Genomic DNA, 17,099 nt, shown 5'->3' on the forward strand with positions numbered 1-17,099 from the left:
CCCGTCCCGTCGGCGACCGACGACGGTGAGGCGCATGCGCAGCCGGGAGGCGCGGTGCGGCGCCGCAGGCGCGTCACCACCCAGCCGGTGCCGGGCTACGACCCGGTGGCGCCGCCGGAACCGGCCCGCCACCGCGACGGGGAGAACGACGACCAGCTCCGGCGCGACGTCCCGCCGCACTGGTGAGCAGGTAGCCTGTCCTGCGATGACTGACACCGTGCGGGAGCGCCCCGACTGGCAGACCTGGCCGAACCTGATCTCGCTGTTCCGGCTGCTGCTGATCCCGGTGTTCGTGTGGCTCGTCGTCGCCGGACACCCCGGCTGGGCGCTCGTCGCGCTCGTCGTCATCGGGGTGAGCGACTGGGCGGACGGCTTCATCGCTCGCAAGTTCGACCAGGGCTCGAAGCTCGGCAAGGCGATCGACCCCGTCGCCGACCGACTCGCGATCATCGCGATCGTGCTGTCGCTCGTGCTGACCGGGCTGCTGCCGTGGTGGGTCGTCGCCGTCGTGGTGCTCGTCGACCTGGTGCTCGTCGTGCTCTCGAGCGTGCTGTTCCACGGCAACCCGGACCTCGACGTCACGTGGACCGGCAAGATCCGGTCGGCGCTGCTCTTCGTCGGGCTCCCGGTGCTGCTGTTCTCCGCGGTGCACACCGTCGACGAGAACGCGCCGTGGGTCCGCGTCGTCGCCCTCGTGTTCGTCTACCTCGGGACCGCCGGGCACGTGCTGGCGGGCGTCCAGTACGCGATCGCGATGTTCGCGAAGCGGCGCGAGGTGTCGGCCGCGCGCTGACGCCTGGCGCGCGCTCGTGCCGGCCGCGCGCTGGCGGCGGGTGCCGTCGAACCACGAAACCGACGTCGAACCGACCCGGGGGCCTGGTTCGACGTCGGTTTCGTGGTTCCACCCGACCGACCGACCGACCGACCGCTAGAGCTTCGTCGTGCCGCCGATGCCGGGACCCTCGGGAGCGGTCGACGGCGCCACGTGCGCACCGCCACCGGTGTTCGCGGGCACGCCGTTCTGCGAGCGGAGCAGGTCGCGGATCTCGAGCAGCACCTCGACGTCGGTCGGCGGGACGTCCTGCGGCGTCTGCTCCTCGTCGTTCTTGACCCGTTCGAACGCGACCTTCTTGAGGTGGTTCACGGGGAGCACGAGGGCGAAGTACACGACGGCCGCGACGATGACGAAGTTGATCACCGCGCCGATCACCGAGCCGAACATGAGGGTCGCCGGCTTGCCGCCCGCCACGGTCGGGATGTCGACCTTGAGCGCGTCGTCGAGGCTCGACGCGTTGAACACCGCGCCGATCGCCGGGTTGATGATCGCGTTCACGATGACGGTCACGATGGCGGTGAACGCTGCACCGATGACGACTGCGACGGCCAGGTCGATGACGTTGCCGCGGAGCAGGAACTCCTTGAAGCCCTTCACGGGACTCCTTCCGGGTCGAGGACGGCCGCCGGACGGCGACCCCATCAACCTACCGAGGAGTCCGGACCCCGGTCAGGACCCGGCGGGCTTCGGCGTGGTCGAGGCAGCGGGCTTCGCGGCTGCGGGCTTCGACTCGGTCTTCGCCGGCGTCGAGGACGAGGACTCCGACGAGCCGGACGAGCCCGACGAGCCCGACGACTCCGACGAGCCCTTCGGCGCCGCCCGGGAATCGGTCCGGTAGAAGCCGCCCCCGTTGAACGTCACCCCGACCGGCGAGAAGACCTTGCGCAGCACGCCGCCGCACGCCGGGCACTCGGTGAGCGTGGCGTCCGAGAACGACTGCTTGATGTCGAAGGCGTTGCCGCACTCCGTGCAGCGGTACGAGTAGGTGGGCACCCTAGCTCCGGAAGGTGATGATGCGCGACGGCGTGATGATGCCGTCGACGGGTTCGTCGTGGGTCTCGCGCGGGACCTCGTCGAGGTACTCCGCGTCGAAGATCACAGCATAGACGGGCGGGCGGTTCGCCATCGACCCGAGCGTCTTGTCGTAGTAGCCGCGTCCCCAGCCCATCCGGACGCCGTCGTGTCCCACCGCGGCGGCGGGAGCGAGGATCGCGTCGACGTCGTTGATCGCGAGGGGGGAGAGCACCTCGCCGACGACCTCGGGCACGCCGGCCAGCCCCTCGGCCTCGGAGGCACCGTCGCCGACCGCCCAGTCGAGCAGGCCGTCCTCGCGGGTGATCGGCAGGAGCACCCGGATGCCGCGCTCGAACGCCCAGTTCAGGAACGGGCGGACGTCGGGTTCCTCGGGTGCGGAGAGGTACAGCGCGATCGACTCGACCTGGCGCTCCTCGGCGAAGCGCTGCAGGGTCGCGGTGAGCGCCGCGGTGTCGGTCTCGCGTTCGGTCGTGGTCCGGGTGCGCCGCCGCTGCCGGAGCTCGGCTCGCAGGGCGCGCTTCTCGTTCCCGAGATCGGCGATCATGCCGAGGAGTCTACCGAGGGCACGTCTTGCGGCTTTCCGCCGCCGAGCGCGAGAAGCCGTGTCCTCCGTAGCGACGACATGCCCCCTCCAGGGGTCATCCGATACCGTCCAGGCATGGGCTTCCAGATTTCGAAGGCCGTGATCCCCGCCGCAGGCCTGGGCACGCGCTTCCTCCCCGCCACCAAGGCGATGCCGAAGGAGATGCTCCCCGTCGTCGACAAGCCGGCCATCCAGTACGTGGTGGAAGAGGCCGTCGGCGCAGGGCTCACCGACGTGCTGATGATCACGGGCCGCAACAAGAACGCGCTCGAGAACCACTTCGACCACGTGTCCGAGCTCGAGGAGACCCTCAAGAAGAAGGGCGACCACGAGAAGCTGCAGAAGGTGAACCAGTCCACGGACCTCGCCGACATGCACTACGTCCGCCAGGGTGACCCGCTGGGCCTCGGCCACGCCGTGCTCCGCGCCAAGATGCACGTCGGCCGCGAGCCGTTCGCCGTGCTCCTCGGTGACGACATCATCGACGCCCGCGACCCGCTGCTCAAGCGCATGATCGAGGTCCAGGGCGAGAAGAACGCCACCGTCGTCGCCCTGCTCGAGGTCCCGGAGTCGCAGACCCACCTCTACGGCATCGCCACGGTCGAGGAGACCGACACCGACGACGTCGTGAAGATCACCGGCCTCGTCGAGAAGCCCCCGCGGGGCGAGGCGCCCTCGAACCTGGCCATCATCGGCCGCTACGTCATCCGTCCCGAGGTCTTCGACGTCCTCGAGAAGCAGGAGCCGGGCAAGGGCGGCGAGATCCAGCTGACCGACGCGCTCATGAAGATGGCGAACGCCGAGGAGTGGACCGGCGGCGTGTACGGCGTCGTGTTCCGTGGACGCCGGTACGACACCGGTGACAAACTCGACTACATCAAGGCGATCGTCCAGCTCGCCTCGGACCGCGAAGACCTCGGCCCCGACCTCAAGTCGTGGCTCAAGGAGTTCAACGCGGGCGAATAGACGACCCGTCGCCGAACGGGTCCGGGGAACACCCCCGGGCCCGTTCGACGCTCCCGGAGGAACCAGCGCGATGACGACGATCCCGACCCTGTCCCACGGGCGGGTCACCATCCGGCCCCTCCGACTCCGCGACACCCGCGACCTCGACGTCGCCCTCGCGAGCAACCGCTCGTGGCTCCGCACGTGGGAGGCCACGAACCCCTCCGGTCACGTCTCCACCGACGTCCGCGGCAGCATCCGCGCGCTCCAGGCCAACGCCCGCGCGGGGCTCGGGCTCCCGTTCGCGATGGAGCTCGACGGCCGCTTCGTCGGACAGCTCAACGTCTCCGGCATCACGTACGGCTCCCTGGCCAGTGCCTCGATCGGCTACTGGGTCGTCGAGGACGCCGCCGGCCACAACGTCACGCCGATCGCCGTCGCGATGGCGGTGGACCACTGCTTCCGCGTGGTCGGCATCCACCGCATCGAGATCTGCATCCGTCCCGAGAACGCCCCGTCGCTGCGGGTGGTCGAGAAGCTCGGCTTCCGGTACGAGGGGCTCCGCCGCCGCTACATCCACATCAATGGCGACTGGCGCGACCACTTCTGCTTCGCCCTCGTCGCGGAAGAGGTCCGCGAGGGCGTCCTCGAACGCTGGGTCCGCGGCCAGGTCCCGCCGGGCGTCGGTTCGGTCCCGCTCGCGGCACGCGACGAGGCCGCGATGCCGCTGCACACCACGCCCCGCGTCTGACCCGCGGGTCCGGTCCGTCCGGGCGGCCCGGGGGGCGCGGCTCGCCCCCGGCGATTTCGTCACGACACGCGCAACACGCGTCCGGCAATCACCGGACGGGGGAACGCCCACCCCTACCGTGTCCCCATGGCAGGTATCGGCTCCTGGGGCGGCGGCATCGTCCTGCTCATCGCGGCCGTGCTCTGGCTCGTCTACCTCATGCCGTCCTGGGCGGCCCGTCGGCAGTACCTCGCCACCGAGCGGAACGCGATCCGGCTGCAGCAGACCCTCCGCATCCTCGCGCAGACCGCCGAGCTGCCGGACGAGGTCCGCATCGAGATGAACGCGAAGTCCCTCGCCGAGGCCCAGCGGGTCGCGAAGTCGGAGGAGGCGAAGCGCACCGCGATCGTCCGCGCCCACGAGGCCGCCCGGCAGCGGGAGATCACCCGTCGACTGGCCGAGCAGGCACCCGTGCTCGAGCGGGCCTCGGCGGTCCCGGCACTCACCGCGATGCGCATGCGTCGGTCCCGACTGGGGGCGACCCTGCTCGGCACGCTCGGCCTCGTCGTCGCGGTCGTCGTGTTCGTCGCGGCCCCCGCCGCCTGGCTCGTCGGTGTCGCCGGCCTCGTCGCCGCCGGTGGGTCCGCAGCGGTCCTCGCCCAGCTGCACCAGGTGGCGAAGGCGCGGAAGGCCCGGACCGCGACGGTCGTGCCGGAGTCGAGCCGCGCCTCCAGGCCCGCGAGCGAGTGGACGGACCCGGCGCCGCCGCTGTCGACCGAGCAGCCCGCCGAGCCCGCTCATGACCGCAGCTGGACGCCGAACCGCGTCCCGAAGCCGCTGTACGTCGAACGCCCGAAGGTCCCGGCGGCCACGCCGGAGTCCTCGGCGGAGCTCGCCGCCCGCCTGAAGGAGCGGGTCGCCGCGGCCAAGGCGGAAGCCGAGGCCGAGGCGGCCGCGATCCGTGCCGCCGAGACCGACCCGTCGCTCGCGCGGGTGTCGCCCATGCGCCCGGACGTCGAGGAAGCCGTCGCGTCGCTCTCCGCGCACGACCAGGGGCGGCTCGCCGAACGGCTGGGCCTGCGCGCGCCGGCCGGCACGGGAACTCCCGTCGCCCAGGCCGCTCCCGCTCCGGAACCCGCTGCTCCCGCCGCACCCCCGGCGCCGCCGAGCAAGTGGGCCGGCATGGGTGTCCTCGGCGAGGACGCGTACGAGCAGGCGGACCTCGACGCCATCATGCGTCGCCGCCGCGCCGTCTGATCGCCCGATTTCGGATCGGGCCGACGCGGGTGCTAGTGTGGACGCGTTCTCGGGGCTATGGCGCAGTTGGTAGCGCGTCTCGTTCGCAATGAGAAGGTCAGGGGTTCGAATCCCCTTAGCTCCACTCCGAGACAGAAGGCCACCCGATCGGGTGGCCTTCGTCGTTCCCGGGGCGGGCCCGGGTCAGCCGGGGACGCTCTCCGTCAGGATCCCGGCCTGGGCGAGTTCGCCGTGGATCGCGTTGGCGGCCTGCTCGAAGGCGCGGTTGCCGCGCGAGATGCCGAGCGCACCGCCCTTGAGCGCCGACTTGCCGGCACCGCGCAGGAGCCGCGCGACCGTCCGACCGTCCGGCGTGACCATGATCTGCACGTCGAGGCGGGTGTGGAAGGTCCGGTCGTTCGCCATGCCGCCGATGAGCAGCGTGAGGCTCATGCTGCCGCGGGTGGCGCGGAGGGCTCCCTGTTCGCCGTCGTCGACGGTGTAGCCCTCGCGGACGAGTGCGCCGCGGACGAGTGCGCGGACGTGGTCGGGGGCGGCTGCGACGAAGAAGTCGTGGCTCTCGGGCATGGGTGGTCTGATCCTCTCGACGGTGGTTCCTGCCAGAGATCATGCCGTGTCGTCGCCTACCCTGGGAAGCACCATGACTGCTTCACTGACGCGCCGCTCCCTGCTGTCCCTCGCCGGCGTGACCGGCATCGGGCTCGCCGTCGCCGCGTGCTCGTCGGGGGACGGCGGAACGGGCAAGGCGTCCGGTGGTGGCACGAGCAACGGTGGCGGTTCGTCCACGCCCACCGCGAAGCCCATCGCGAAGTCGCTGAGCCCTGCGCAGGTCCCGCTCGCCGGCGGTGTGACGATCACCGTCGCCGGCTCCGGGCTGGCAGCGGTCACGGGCGTCACGGTCGGGGGCATCGCCGCGCGGGACGTCCGGGCGACCGCCACGAAGGTGACCTTCACGGCACCGCACCAGGCGATGTACACGGCGGGTTCGGCGGACGTCGCGCTCTTCACGACCGCGATCGAGCCGTCACCGTCCGTCAACCAGTCCTCGGACGGCAACGGCAGCGCCGCGAACGACGGGCAGACCGGGGCGACGCAGGACTCCGCGACGGCCACGCCCACACCGACCACCGCGCCCGTCCCGGACGCCTCGACGGCGGTCGCGACCTCGACCCTGGCCTACGCGGCACTGACCGACGTCGACCGGCAGCTCGAGTACGCGATGGCGCACTGGAAGGACTACAACCTCGCCGAGTACGGCACCATGAACCCGATCGGTGGCGACTGCGCGAACTACGTGTCGCAGACCTTGATCGCCCGCGGCTGGCAGCAGCGCTCCGACTGGTACAACCGGTCGGCCGGGGCGGAGCACTCGGCGACGTGGACCTACTGCCCGACGATGGACCCGTGGCTGACCGCGAACGCCGCGGAGTTCGGACTCACCCGCCGCTCCCTCGACGAGCGCGACAAGGTCAAGGTCGGCGACATCGTGTTCTACGACTGGAACGACAACGACTCGCCGGACCACACCACGATCGTGTCCGAGGTGTTCACCGAGCCGGACGGCACGGTCCGCATCAAGTCGGCGAGCCACAACCAGGACGGGCCGTACCGCGACCTCGACGAGATGATCACGGTGCAGCACCCGGGCGGGACCGCCTGGTTCCACACGTTCGACGCGTAGCGCCGGCGCGCGCCGGGCCGCGGCCGCGTTCGCGTTCGCGTTCGCGTTCGCGTCGAACCACGAAGGCGACACCGAACCACCGACCCGCCCTGGTTCGGTGTCGGTTCCGTGGTTCGACGTCGGCCCGCCGCGCCGGGCCGCGCCGCGCCGCTCGTCAGGGGTACCCGAGGAACCAGAGCAGCACGACGGCGACCGGCTGCAGGCACACGCCCACGACGAGCCACACGACCGCCCGCCGCCGCGTCCGCACGAACACGTCCGACCCGAGCAGCGGCGCCGTCGGCATGAGCAACCGGGGCAGGGACTGCTGCGGCAGGAACACCGCCACGAGGTACAGCGCGTACGCCGCCGTGAACGCCCACACGTCCACCCCGAGGGCCCGGACCGACCTCCGCGTCCAGAACCACACCGCCCCCGCGAGCACGGCGACCACGAGCACGATCCCGAGCGGCCCGAGCCACGTCCCCGCCATCGTGAACCACGGCGTGAGCGGCGCGAAGCGCTGCCGCCCCACGAACCCCACCCACCACGACAGTTCGGTGTCGAGGTACGCGTTCGGCCGACCCGTCACGGCCGAGGCGATCACCGGCCACGCCAGCCCCGCCGCAGCCACCACCAGCCCCGACACGACGATCGCCACGGCGTCCCGCACCGGGAGCGCCCGACGCTCCTGCACCCATCGCACGACGAGGTGCACCGCGAGCGCCACGGCCAACGCCAGCACCCCCGGCTTCGTGAACGCGGCCACGAGCCCGAGCGGCGCGACCAGCCAGTAGCGCCGACGGACGAGCGCCAGCAGCGCCCCGAACAGCAGCAGCAGGAACGTGCTCTCGGCGTAGGCCACCTGCAGCAGGAACGCGGTGGGACCGAACGCGAACAGCGCCGTCGCCCACCGCGCACGGTGCGAGCAGCCCACGGCGAGCACCAGCCGGTAGAGCAGCACGCACGCCCCGGCCCCGGCGAGCGTCGCGACGAGCACGCCGGCGACCCAGAACGACCCGCCCGTCAGCGGCATGACCGCGCGCACGAGCGTCGGGAACACCGGCAGGAACGCCCAGGCGTTCGGGAGGACGTGCCCCGAGTCATCGAGCGGCAGCGTCGTCGGGTACCCGTGCTCCGCGATGATCCGGTAGAAGGACGCGTCCCACGACCCCGAGAACGTGAAGAAGGACGGATCGCGTCGGGACGACGCGAACGGCCAGCCGTTCGCCGTCGCCACGACGTACACGGTCGCGAGCAGGACCGTGCTGACCACGCGCGAGGCCAACCACAGGAGCAGGGGAGTGGTCCAGCCGCTGTGGCGCGCCTCCAGGGCCGGCCTGGAGGCGCGGCTCGTCTCCCCGGCGCTCGTCACCGCCCGATCCTCGCACGTCCACGGCACGTCACCGGTGTCCGCAAGGCGTACGGTTCCAGCCTCGGGGAGGGCCCACGGCGTTGCATGGTCGGCGTTCCCTGGAAGACGCAACCACCGGAGGCACCATGCCGTTCATCACCGTCGGAGCCGAGAACGGGCACGACATCGACCTGCACTACGACGACTTCGGATCGGGCGACCCGGTCGTCCTCATCCACGGCTGGCCCCTGTCCGGCCGCTCGTGGGAGGGCCAGATCCCGGCCCTCGTCGAGGCCGGGCACCGTGTCGTCGCGTACGACCGTCGTGGCTTCGGACAGTCGTCGCAGCCGTGGGGCGGGTACGACTACGACACGTTCGCCGCCGACCTCGACACCCTGCTCGACCAGCTCGGGCTGACCGAGGTCACGCTGATCGGGTTCTCGATGGGTGGCGGTGAGCTCGCGCGCTACGTGTCCACCTACGGCACGGGCCGGGTGAAGAAGCTCGTGTTCGCGAGCGCGGTGCCGCCGTACCTCTGGAAGTCCGACGACAACCCCGACGGCGGGGTCGACCAGAACCTCGCGGACTGGTTCTCGAACGGGATCACCGGGGACCGCCCCGCGTTCCTGCACGAGTTCGTCGACCTGTTCTACACGGCGGGCAAGCCCTCGCTCGTGAACAAGCCCCTGGTGTCGGGCGACCAGCGCGCGTACGACCTCGCGATCGCCGAGCTCGCATCGCCGAAGGGCACGCTCGACTGCACCGTCGCGTTCGCCACGACGGACTTCCGCGACGACCTCACCAAGATCGACGTGCCGACGCTCGTGATCCACGGCGACTCCGACGGCATCGTGCCGTTCGAGGTGTCCGGCAAGCGGACCGCTGCGGTGATCCCGAACGCGCAGACCCACGTCATCGAGGGCGGGCCGCACGGGGTGCTGGCATCGCACAAGGACGAGTGGAACGAGGCCGTCCTGCGGTTCCTCGCCTCCTGACCCGCGCCTCCTGACCCTCGCCGAGACGCCGCGTCGGCCTCGCACCGATCTCCGCGTCTCGTGAGCAGCAATGGTCGGGTCCGTTCGTCGGACCCGACCATTCCTGCTCACCGAGGACGTGCCTCCCGGCTCCTGCGTCGCGTCAGCGTCCGGTGACCGCGCGCCGGATCTGCTCGATCGGCACCTTCGGGGTGCGGTCCGCGTTCAGCAGGCCGTTCGTCTCCTGCATCGTGTCCGTGAGCTGCGTCCAGCAGGACCCGGCGAGGAACGAACTCGCGCGGATCGCGTCGTACAGCGCCGTGATCCGGGCGATCCAGTCGTCGCCGTCGGCCGCGGTCGTGTAGCCCCAGCCGTCCTCGCGCTGGGCGCCGGGCTGGTAGTTCACGCCGCCGAACTCGGTGAGCATGACCGGCTGCCCGCGGTCGACCGCCCCACCGACCAGCACCCAGCGGTCGGACGGGCCCATGCCGTGGAACAGTGCCGTGCGCGCCGCGTCGTCGGCGTAGGTCGCCGCGAGCCGGGGCCCGTCGCCCTCGTAGTCGTGGATCGTGATGATGTCCGAGTCCGGGTGCTCCCACCCGTCGTTCGAGATCACCGGCCGTGTCGGGTCGATCGCCCGCGTGACGTCGGCCAACGACCGCGCGTAGGCCTGCTGCGCGGGATCGGTCGCGATGTGCTGCACGCCCCAGCTCTCGTTCGCCGGGACCCACGTGACGATCGACGGGTGCGAGGCGTCGCGCTCGACGGCGTCCATCCACTCGCGCATCAGCCGCTGCACGGCCCGCGGCGAGAACGCGTACGCGCCCGGCGCCTCACCCCACACGAGGATGCCGAGCCGGTCCGCCCAGTAGAGGAAGCGCGGGTCCTCGATCTTCTGGTGGTTGCGTGCGGCGTTGAAGCCGAGCTCCTTGATGAGCTCGACCTCGCGGCGGAGCGCCTCGCGGGAGGGGGCTGCGATGTGCGAGTCCGGCCAGTACCCCTGGTTGAGGACGCTGCGGACGTCGTAGCTCCGGCCGTTGAGGAGGAACGCGCCACCGTCGACGCCGACGGTGCGCACGCCGAAGTAGGACGCGACGGCGTCGATCGGGGTCGGGTCGCTGCCGGATCCCAGCAGGGTGACCGTGGCGTCGACGAGCCGCGGTGCCTCCGGCGACCAGTGCAGTTCGTCCTCGGCCTGCCCGTTCGCCTGCCGGGCGATCGGGACGAGCACGTCGAACTCGTTCGCCGTCGCACCGAGCGTGGTCTCGATCGTCGCGAGGTGTTCGTCGCGCTCGTCCCAGCGGGCGTCGACGCGGAGGCGCTCGCCGCCGGTCCGGACCCCGGCGAGCCGGACGGTCAGGCGGAGCGTCTGGTGGTCGAGGTTGGTCCAGCGGAGGTACTCGATCGACGTGGTCGGCACGGCCTCGAGCCAGACGGTCTGCCAGATGCCGGTGGTGCGGCGGTACCAGATGGCGTGCGGGTCCTCGTGCCAGTCCTGCTTGCCGCGGGGCTGGGTGAGGTCGTGCGGGTCGTCCTCGGCGCGGACGACGAGGGTGTGCACGGCGTCGGAGGTGTCGCCGCCGCTGCCGGCATCGGTGCCGGCGGTGGCGGTGGCGGTGGCGGTCAGGACGTCGGTCACGTCGAACGAGAACGGCGTGTGGCCGCCCTCGTGCTCGCCGATGAACTGCCCGTCGATCCAGACCCGGGCACGGTGGTCCACCGCGCCGAAGTGCAGCAGGAGCCGGGGTGCCGCGTCGCCGTGTCCGGCGGCCTCGAGCTCGGCGCGGCCGATGGTGCGGGAGTACCAGACGACGGGGTGGAAGCCCGGCTCGTCGATGCCCGACGCGACGGACTCGGGCGGGAACGGGACGACGATGTCCCGTGCGTCGGGGAAGCCGGTCCGCCAGGCGGGGTCGTCGCCGTCGTTGCGGAAGGACCACGTGCCGTCGAGGTCGGCCCACTGCGGGCGGAGCATCTGCGGCCGGGGGTACGTGCCGTCCTGCCGGGAGGCGAGCGGGAGGGCCTGCGGGGAAGCGGTGTCAGGTGCGGCGACGATGCCGTCGAGCGTGCTCATGCCTCCATGCTGGCGCGGCTGGTACATCGTTGTAAAGAGCGCGGCAACGATTCCGGGCGAGTGCCCGCCCGGCCTGTCAGGCGATCGCGGCGTCCCGCGTCAGGACCATGACGTCCATGCGCCCCTGCTGCACGGTCTCGCCCCGCTGGTTCCGGAGCGACACCGTCCGCTCGACGATGCCCGTCGTCCCGGAGCTCGTGAGCCGCGTCGACAGGATCTCGACCTCGCACGTCAGGGTGTCCCCGATGAACACCGGCGCCGTGAAGCGCCACTGGTCGATGCCGAGCAGCGCGACGGCCGAGCCCTCGAACACCCCGGTGCGGGCGATCAGCCCGAGGCAGAGCGAGGTGCCGAGCAGCCCGTGCACGACCCGCTGGCCGTAGCGGGTCCTGGCGGCGAACTCGACGTCGGTGTGGACCTGGTTGTTGTCGTTCGTCCACGAGGCGAACGACACGACGTCCGCCTCGGTGATGGTCCGGCCCGGGGTCGTGAAGGTCTGTCCGGCGGCGAGGTCTTCGAGGTAGTGCGGCACCCGGTCATCCTCGCAGACCGGTCGCCACGCGCGACCGCAGGCGGGCGACGAGGTGCTCGGCCCGGTCCCGCTCGCGCTCGACGACGGCGTGCTCGGTCGTGGCGAGGACCCCGGCGCCGAACGTGTCCGCCCCGCTCCTCGCCGCGAGGGTCGCCAGCTCCCGGTGGGCCGCGGTGGCGTGCGCCGCGTCGAGCACCTCGCCGAGGCCGTCCTGGACCCGCCGCAGCAACCCGAGGCGCCGCTTCCCGAGGTCCGTCGCCTCGTCGGCGGCCTGCAGGGCGTAGCGCAGGCGCCGAGCCGCCTTCCGGATCTCGTGCAGGTCGTCGAGCGTCTCGGTGCCGCCGTCGATCGCCTTCGCGACCCGCTTCCGCTCGCGCGCGATACGGCGGACGGCGAACGCCTGGGCGTCGTCGTCGGCGTGCGGTCCCCGCGGTACCCGGGCGACGAGGTCGTCGAGGCGGTCCAGTGCCCGGAACCACGTCGCCGAGCGCAGGGCGTGCCGGAGTTCGGCGGCCGCCGCCGCGCGGGACTCGGCGACGTGCGCACCGATCCGGTCGAGGGTCTCGGCGTCGACGAAGCCCTCGGGAGCGCGGCCGGCCGTGCGGAGCAACCGGTCGCGCAGGACCTCGGCGTCGCGGGCGACACCGGCCACCCGCGAGACCTCGGCCAGTTCGGCGCGCAGGGGTTCGGTGGCGTCGCGGTCGAGGGCACCGCGGTACGCGGCCAGCACGCTCCGCAGCCGACGGAGGACCTTCCGGAGGTCGTGCAGCGACCCGTGCTCGTCGGCACGCACCCTCGGGTCGACCGCGACGAGGTCCGCGCGCAACGATCGGAGCACCGCTCGCAGGGCAGCGGCCGCGGAGCCCCGTCGTGGGCGTGCCGCCGACCCCTTCCGACGCTCGGGGTCGGCACGGAGCGCAGGGTGCCCGGCCCCGCCTCCAGCCCGCCCGGCCCCACCATCAGCGCGCCCGGCCCCGCCCCGGGCGCCACCACCCGCCCCGGGTTCCGCCGCGTCCGCCAGTGCCCGCTCCGCAGCCCGGGACACCGTCCCGCCCCGCCCGTCGTCGCTCAGCGCCCACCACCGAGCCGACCGGAGCACCGCGGCGTCGGGCTCGCCCTCGTCCACACGGACGTCGGCCACCTCGGCGCGGAGCCGCCCGTCCCGCCCGCGCAGCTCGACGAGGGTCGTCACCGTGTCCCGCACCCGGACGACCCGGACCGGGCGGCCGCGCAGGAAGACCTCGACCACGTCGCGCGGTACGTGGTCCGCATCGTGGTCGTCGCCGCCGTCGAGGTCCGGGGGCACCTCGACCGGTCCGTCACCGCGGTCGACGCTCCACCCGGCGTCCGACCGGAGGAGCTCGACGCCCTCGGCCGCGAGGACCCGGTCGTCGGTGTCCCACAGGTGCTCGCGCAGCACCACGGGGCCGTGCCGGTGGACGCGGTCGGCGAAGGGTTCGAGGGCGGGCAGTCGCCGGTCGTCGGCGATGCGCCACGTGCGACGGGGGTCGGTGCGGCCGAGCGGCTCCGGGTGCGGGGTCTGCATGCCGTCAGTGTCGTCCGCCGCGAGGCCCTCGTCACCGGGCCTGCCGCGTTCTGTGGATGCCCCACCCGGAACGACGCCCTGTGGAGGACAGCGGACGACCCGAACCCACCGCCCCACGACCCCAGCGCCCAGCGCCCCACGCCCCACGACCCAGCGCACCACCCTCAGCCCCCGGCGCGTACGGTTCGCCCCATGAGCGACGAGGCACCCGTCCCCGCCCCCGGCGAGCCCACCGACCGCACCCTCGAGGGCTGGATCGCCCACCAGCGCTGGTACACGGCGAAGGGCACCACCCCGCGGCTCCGCACCCTCGCGCAGCCCGCCGGTACCCGCCTCGTCCTCGACGACGCCCCGACCGGCCCCGTCCTCTACCAGGCGCCGGTCAGCCCCGACGCGGCCGGGGCCGTGCACGACGCGACCGCCGATCCGGACTGGATCCGCTCTCTCGCCGCGCGCATCGACGCCGACGACGAGAGTCTCGTCCCGATCGGCACCGTCCGGCGGTCCCGGGTGCTCAGCGGCGAACAGTCGAACACCTCGGTGATCTGCGAGACCGACACCGGCACCGAGGTCATCGTGAAGGTCTTCCGCGTGCTGCACCACGGCGACAACCCGGACGTCACCACGCAGCTCGCCCTCTCGGCCGCGGGCAGCGCACGGGTGCCGCGCGTGTACGGCGCGCTCCGCGGGAGCTGGCCGGACCCGGGGCGCTCCGACGGCACCGCGAGCGGGCACCTCGCCTTCGCCCAGGAGTTCCTGCCGGGGCTGCAGGACGCCTGGCGCGTGGCGCTCGGCGACGCCCGCGAGGGCATCCCCTTCGCATCCGACGCCGAGCGGCTCGGGCTCGCGCTCGCCGAGGTGCACCGCACCCTCGCCGAGGCCCTGCCGACCGAGCCCGCCGCCGACGACCGCCGTGCCGCCGCGATCGCCACGATGCACGGCCGGCTCGACGCCGCGGCACGCGAGGCCCCGGCGATCGGGCCGCACGTCGACGCCGTCCGTGCGGTCTACGCCCGGGCCGCGGACGCCGACTGGCCCGACCTCCAGCGCATCCACGGCGACCTGCACCTCGGACAGGTGCTCGCCGCTCCGGAACCCCGCGGCTGGGTCTTCCTCGACTTCGAGGGCGAGCCGCTCCGGCCGCTCACCGAGCGCTCCCTGCCGGACGTCACGCTCCGGGACGTCGCCGGCATGCTGCGCTCGTTCGACTACGTCCAGGGCTCGCTCGCCCAGGACGCCGCACCCGTCGATGCGGGGGAGTGGGCGCAGGACGCCCGGTCGGCGTTCCTCGACGGCTACCAGCAGGGGACGGGATCGGACCTGCGTGCCCACCGGGAACTGCTCGACGCGTTCGAACTCGACAAGGCCGTCTACGAGGTCGTCTACGAGACCCGGAACCGTCCCGACTGGGTCGGCATCCCGCTCGCCGCGGTCACGCGCCTGGTCGCGCGCAGCACGGCCTGACCGACGGGCCGAGGGCTGCGGCCCTGGACCGGACCGGATGACGGACGGGAGGCGCGGTGCCAGCCGGCACCGCGCCTCCCGTCCGTCATCGGGTGACGCCCGTCAGTTGACGGGTCCGGTGTACTTCTCACCCGGTCCGGCGCCCGGCGCGTCCTGGATGCTCGACGCCTCGCGGAACGCGAGCTGCACCGAACGGAGTCCGTCGCGCAGCGGGCGGGCGTGGTGGTCCCCGATCTCCGTCGCCGCGGCGGTGACGAGCCCCGCGAGCGCCGAGATGAGCTTGCGCGCCTCGTCGAGGTCCGTCTGCTGCTCGGGGTCGTCCGCGAGACCCACCTTGACGGCGGCCGCGCTGAGGAGGTGCACCGCCACGGTGTTGATGAGTTCGACGGCCGGCACCTCCGAGATGTCGCGGGCGGCCTCGTCGGGCTCGGGGGAAGGGGTGTCGGTCACGGTGCTCCTCTGCTAGACTCGTCCGCGGCAGATGCTGTCAGTGTGCCCGGACTCGTGCGAACGAGGCCGATCACTCCCGCAGCGTCACGAAAGAGGAGTCTCTCCCACCCGCGGCCGCGCACCACAGGCTACCGGGTCCACACCGCTCCACCGGCGTCCGCGTCGGTCGGCCGTCCCGTAGGGGTCGGCGTCGGGCGGCTGCCGAACGGGTCACGATCCGTGCGTCAGATCTCCTCTCTCGTGCCGTCGTCCAGGGCAAACGCCCCGGACGGCCACCACCTGATTGAAGGAGCTCCGCATTCCCGATCCCCGTACCAACGACCGAATCCGCGTCCCCGAGGTCCGACTCGTCGGCCCCCAGGGCGAGCAGGTCGGCGTTGTCCCCATCGCCGTCGCACTGCGCCTCGCGCAGGAAGCCGAGCTGGATCTGGTCGAGGTCGCGCCGAACTCGAAGCCGCCCGTGGCGAAGATCATGGACTACGGCAAGTTCAAGTACGAGGCCGCTCAGAAGGCCAAGGAAGCGCGTCGCAACCAGGTGAACACGGACCTCAAGGAAGTCCGTTTCCGCCTGAAGATCGACGTGCACGACTACGAGACGAAGCGCAAGCGCGCCGAGGGCTTCCTCCTCGGTGGCGACAAGGTGAAGGCGATGATCCTCTTCCGTGGCCGCGAGCAGTCGCGTCCGGAGCAGGGTGTCCGTCTCCTCCAGAAGTTCGCCGAGGAGATCGCCGAGTTCGGTGTCGTCGAGTCGCGTCCGACCCAGGACGGCCGCAACATGACGATGATCATCGCCCCGCTCAAGAACAAGTCCGACGTCAAGGGCGAGCAGAACGCCAAGCGCGCTGCTCAGAAGGCCGAGCGTCGTGCGTCGGAGCACGCTGCGAAGGGCAAGGACGAGACCACCGACGTGGCTCCCGAGCCCGCGCAGGCCGAAGCTCCCGCCGAATAGGTCCCACCGACCGATCCCGCAACGACGCGGCTCCCCATCCATCCCACGGAAAGGCACCACCATGCCCAAGCAGAAGACCCACTCCGGGTCGAAGAAGCGCTTCAAGGTCACCGGCAGCGGCAAGATCATGAAGCAGCAGGCCGGTATGCGTCACAACCTCGAGGTCAAGAGCGCCAAGCGCAAGGCCCGCCTCAACGAGGACCAGGTCCTCGCCAAGGCTGACGCGAAGAACGTCAAGAAGCTCCTCGGCCACTGAGCCCCGCAGAACGTAAAGGAATAGATCAATGGCACGAGTAAAGAGAGCGGTCAACGCCGCCAAGAAGCGCCGCGTCATCCTCGAGCGCGCCGAGGGCTACCGCGGTCAGCGTTCGCGTCTGTACCGCAAGGCCAAGGAGCAGGTCACCCACTCCCTCGTCTACGCGTACCGCGACCGTCACGCGAAGAAGGGCGAGTTCCGTCGCCTCTGGATCCAGCGCATCAACGCCGCGTCGCGTGCGAACGGCCTGACCTACAACCGCCTCATCCAGGGCCTCGGCCTTGCCGGCGTCGAGGTCGACCGTCGCATCCTCGCGGACCTCGCGGTGAACAACCCCGAGACGTTCGCGGCGCTCGTCGAGACCGCCAAGAAGGCGCTCCCGGCCGACACCTCGGCCCCGAAGGCTGCGTAGTCAGTTCTTCTGCTCGCGAAACCCCCGCCGGTCCGGCGGGGGT

The 17,099-nt window shown here is 72.0% G+C and carries 19 protein-coding genes and 1 tRNA gene; 11 read left to right on the forward strand and 9 right to left on the reverse strand.

Annotated elements, in window-relative coordinates:
- Positions 1–205: 205 nt before the first annotated feature.
- Positions 206–793: a CDP-alcohol phosphatidyltransferase family protein gene (locus BJK06_RS10610; RefSeq protein ID WP_070417866.1), complete on the forward strand. Its 588-nt coding sequence runs from the start codon at positions 206–208 to the stop codon at positions 791–793.
- A 135-nt stretch (positions 794–928) separates the two neighbouring features.
- Here the strand turns inward: BJK06_RS10610 and mscL are convergent, their stop codons facing one another.
- The 3 genes from mscL to BJK06_RS10625 form a co-directional block, all read right to left on the reverse strand.
- A complete protein-coding gene (gene mscL / locus BJK06_RS10615; protein WP_070417867.1) occupies positions 929–1,432 on the reverse strand; it encodes a large conductance mechanosensitive channel protein MscL in 504 nt (167 codons plus the stop codon).
- Between the two features lie 72 nt (positions 1,433–1,504).
- Positions 1,505–1,828 (reverse strand): FmdB family zinc ribbon protein, encoded by a 324-nt coding sequence (locus BJK06_RS10620; protein ID WP_070417868.1) that lies wholly within the window; start codon positions 1,826–1,828, stop codon positions 1,505–1,507.
- Position 1,829: 1 nt separating this feature from the next.
- Positions 1,830–2,414: a 5-formyltetrahydrofolate cyclo-ligase gene (locus BJK06_RS10625; RefSeq protein WP_070417869.1), complete on the reverse strand. Its 585-nt coding sequence runs from the start codon at positions 2,412–2,414 to the stop codon at positions 1,830–1,832.
- Positions 2,415–2,528: 114 nt separating this feature from the next.
- Here BJK06_RS10625 and galU point away from each other — a divergent pair, with 114 nt between their 5' ends.
- From galU to BJK06_RS10645, 4 genes are all read left to right on the forward strand, one after another.
- A complete protein-coding gene (galU, locus tag BJK06_RS10630; RefSeq protein WP_070417870.1) occupies positions 2,529–3,419 on the forward strand; it encodes a UTP--glucose-1-phosphate uridylyltransferase GalU in 891 nt (296 codons plus the stop codon).
- 70 nt (positions 3,420–3,489) lie between these two features.
- On the forward strand, positions 3,490–4,149 hold the full coding sequence (locus BJK06_RS10635) for a GNAT family N-acetyltransferase (RefSeq protein WP_070417871.1): 660 nt from the start codon (positions 3,490–3,492) through the stop codon (positions 4,147–4,149).
- A gap of 126 nt (positions 4,150–4,275) precedes the next feature.
- Positions 4,276–5,385 carry a hypothetical protein gene (locus BJK06_RS10640; protein ID WP_070417872.1) on the forward strand — a complete coding sequence of 370 codons (1,110 nt, stop codon included), beginning with the start codon at positions 4,276–4,278 and terminating at the stop codon, positions 5,383–5,385.
- 51 nt (positions 5,386–5,436) lie between these two features.
- Positions 5,437–5,509: transfer RNA gene (locus BJK06_RS10645), tRNA-Ala, on the forward strand.
- Positions 5,510–5,568: 59 nt separating this feature from the next.
- On the opposite strand, the gene BJK06_RS10650 is transcribed toward BJK06_RS10645, so the two are convergent.
- Positions 5,569–5,952, reverse strand: a complete 384-nt coding sequence (locus BJK06_RS10650; protein ID WP_070417873.1) for a hypothetical protein — start codon at positions 5,950–5,952, stop codon at positions 5,569–5,571.
- Between the two features lie 73 nt (positions 5,953–6,025).
- Between BJK06_RS10650 and BJK06_RS10655 the strand changes: the two genes are divergently transcribed.
- Positions 6,026–7,066 (forward strand): amidase domain-containing protein, encoded by a 1,041-nt coding sequence (locus BJK06_RS10655; protein WP_070417874.1) that lies wholly within the window; start codon positions 6,026–6,028, stop codon positions 7,064–7,066.
- A 154-nt stretch (positions 7,067–7,220) separates the two neighbouring features.
- On the opposite strand, the gene BJK06_RS10660 is transcribed toward BJK06_RS10655, so the two are convergent.
- Positions 7,221–8,420, reverse strand: coding sequence for a hypothetical protein (locus BJK06_RS10660; RefSeq protein WP_258027618.1), 1,200 nt, complete (start codon positions 8,418–8,420; stop codon positions 7,221–7,223).
- A gap of 125 nt (positions 8,421–8,545) precedes the next feature.
- Between BJK06_RS10660 and BJK06_RS10665 the strand changes: the two genes are divergently transcribed.
- Complete coding sequence (locus BJK06_RS10665; RefSeq protein WP_070417875.1) at positions 8,546–9,394, forward strand: alpha/beta fold hydrolase; 849 nt, start codon at positions 8,546–8,548, stop codon at positions 9,392–9,394.
- A gap of 142 nt (positions 9,395–9,536) precedes the next feature.
- Here the strand turns inward: BJK06_RS10665 and BJK06_RS10670 are convergent, their stop codons facing one another.
- The 3 genes from BJK06_RS10670 to BJK06_RS10680 form a co-directional block, all read right to left on the reverse strand.
- The gene (locus BJK06_RS10670) at positions 9,537–11,447 is read right to left on the reverse strand and encodes a glycoside hydrolase family 2 protein (RefSeq protein WP_083295188.1); all 1,911 of its coding nucleotides are present in this window, start codon (positions 11,445–11,447) and stop codon (positions 9,537–9,539) included.
- Positions 11,448–11,523: 76 nt separating this feature from the next.
- Complete coding sequence (locus tag BJK06_RS10675) at positions 11,524–11,979, reverse strand: MaoC/PaaZ C-terminal domain-containing protein (protein ID WP_070417876.1); 456 nt, start codon at positions 11,977–11,979, stop codon at positions 11,524–11,526.
- Positions 11,980–11,983: 4 nt separating this feature from the next.
- On the reverse strand, positions 11,984–13,525 hold the full coding sequence (locus BJK06_RS10680; protein ID WP_070417877.1) for a CHAD domain-containing protein: 1,542 nt from the start codon (positions 13,523–13,525) through the stop codon (positions 11,984–11,986).
- A 192-nt stretch (positions 13,526–13,717) separates the two neighbouring features.
- On the opposite strand from BJK06_RS10680, the gene BJK06_RS10685 reads away from it, so the two are divergent.
- Positions 13,718–14,989, forward strand: coding sequence for a phosphotransferase (locus BJK06_RS10685; protein WP_070417878.1), 1,272 nt, complete (start codon positions 13,718–13,720; stop codon positions 14,987–14,989).
- A 102-nt stretch (positions 14,990–15,091) separates the two neighbouring features.
- Here the strand turns inward: BJK06_RS10685 and BJK06_RS10690 are convergent, their stop codons facing one another.
- Complete coding sequence (locus BJK06_RS10690) at positions 15,092–15,439, reverse strand: DUF1844 domain-containing protein (protein WP_070417879.1); 348 nt, start codon at positions 15,437–15,439, stop codon at positions 15,092–15,094.
- 283 nt (positions 15,440–15,722) lie between these two features.
- Between BJK06_RS10690 and infC the strand changes: the two genes are divergently transcribed.
- From infC to rplT, 3 genes are all read left to right on the forward strand, one after another.
- Positions 15,723–16,388: a translation initiation factor IF-3 gene (gene infC / locus BJK06_RS10695; RefSeq protein WP_070417880.1), complete on the forward strand. Its 666-nt coding sequence runs from the start codon at positions 15,723–15,725 to the stop codon at positions 16,386–16,388.
- A gap of 61 nt (positions 16,389–16,449) precedes the next feature.
- Positions 16,450–16,644 carry a 50S ribosomal protein L35 gene (gene rpmI, locus BJK06_RS10700; RefSeq protein ID WP_022903519.1) on the forward strand — a complete coding sequence of 65 codons (195 nt, stop codon included), beginning with the start codon at positions 16,450–16,452 and terminating at the stop codon, positions 16,642–16,644.
- A gap of 28 nt (positions 16,645–16,672) precedes the next feature.
- Positions 16,673–17,056 carry a 50S ribosomal protein L20 gene (gene rplT, locus BJK06_RS10705; RefSeq protein ID WP_022908516.1) on the forward strand — a complete coding sequence of 128 codons (384 nt, stop codon included), beginning with the start codon at positions 16,673–16,675 and terminating at the stop codon, positions 17,054–17,056.
- Positions 17,057–17,099 lie beyond the last annotated feature (43 nt).

It is taken from the genome of Curtobacterium sp. BH-2-1-1, assembly GCF_001806325.1.
Lineage (GTDB): Bacteria > Actinomycetota > Actinomycetes > Actinomycetales > Microbacteriaceae > Curtobacterium.

Bases quoted from the DNA above. Each gene is read 5' to 3' on its own strand.
- BJK06_RS10610 (WP_070417866.1), top strand. From the start codon at position 206: ATGACTGACACCGTGCGGGAGCGCCCCGACTGGCAGACCTGGCCGAAC.
- BJK06_RS10625 (WP_070417869.1), bottom strand. From the start codon at position 2,414: ATGATCGCCGATCTCGGGAACGAGAAGCGCGCCCTGCGAGCCGAGCTC.
- galU (WP_070417870.1), top strand. From the start codon at position 2,529: ATGGGCTTCCAGATTTCGAAGGCCGTGATCCCCGCCGCAGGCCTGGGC.
- BJK06_RS10635 (WP_070417871.1), top strand. From the start codon at position 3,490: ATGACGACGATCCCGACCCTGTCCCACGGGCGGGTCACCATCCGGCCC.
- BJK06_RS10640 (WP_070417872.1), top strand. From the start codon at position 4,276: ATGGCAGGTATCGGCTCCTGGGGCGGCGGCATCGTCCTGCTCATCGCG.
- BJK06_RS10650 (WP_070417873.1), bottom strand. From the start codon at position 5,952: ATGCCCGAGAGCCACGACTTCTTCGTCGCAGCCGCCCCCGACCACGTC.
- BJK06_RS10655 (WP_070417874.1), top strand. From the start codon at position 6,026: ATGACTGCTTCACTGACGCGCCGCTCCCTGCTGTCCCTCGCCGGCGTG.
- BJK06_RS10665 (WP_070417875.1), top strand. From the start codon at position 8,546: ATGCCGTTCATCACCGTCGGAGCCGAGAACGGGCACGACATCGACCTG.
- BJK06_RS10670 (WP_083295188.1), bottom strand. From the start codon at position 11,447: ATGAGCACGCTCGACGGCATCGTCGCCGCACCTGACACCGCTTCCCCG.
- BJK06_RS10680 (WP_070417877.1), bottom strand. From the start codon at position 13,525: ATGCAGACCCCGCACCCGGAGCCGCTCGGCCGCACCGACCCCCGTCGC.
- BJK06_RS10685 (WP_070417878.1), top strand. From the start codon at position 13,718: ATGAGCGACGAGGCACCCGTCCCCGCCCCCGGCGAGCCCACCGACCGC.
- rpmI (WP_022903519.1), top strand. From the start codon at position 16,450: ATGCCCAAGCAGAAGACCCACTCCGGGTCGAAGAAGCGCTTCAAGGTC.
- rplT (WP_022908516.1), top strand. From the start codon at position 16,673: ATGGCACGAGTAAAGAGAGCGGTCAACGCCGCCAAGAAGCGCCGCGTC.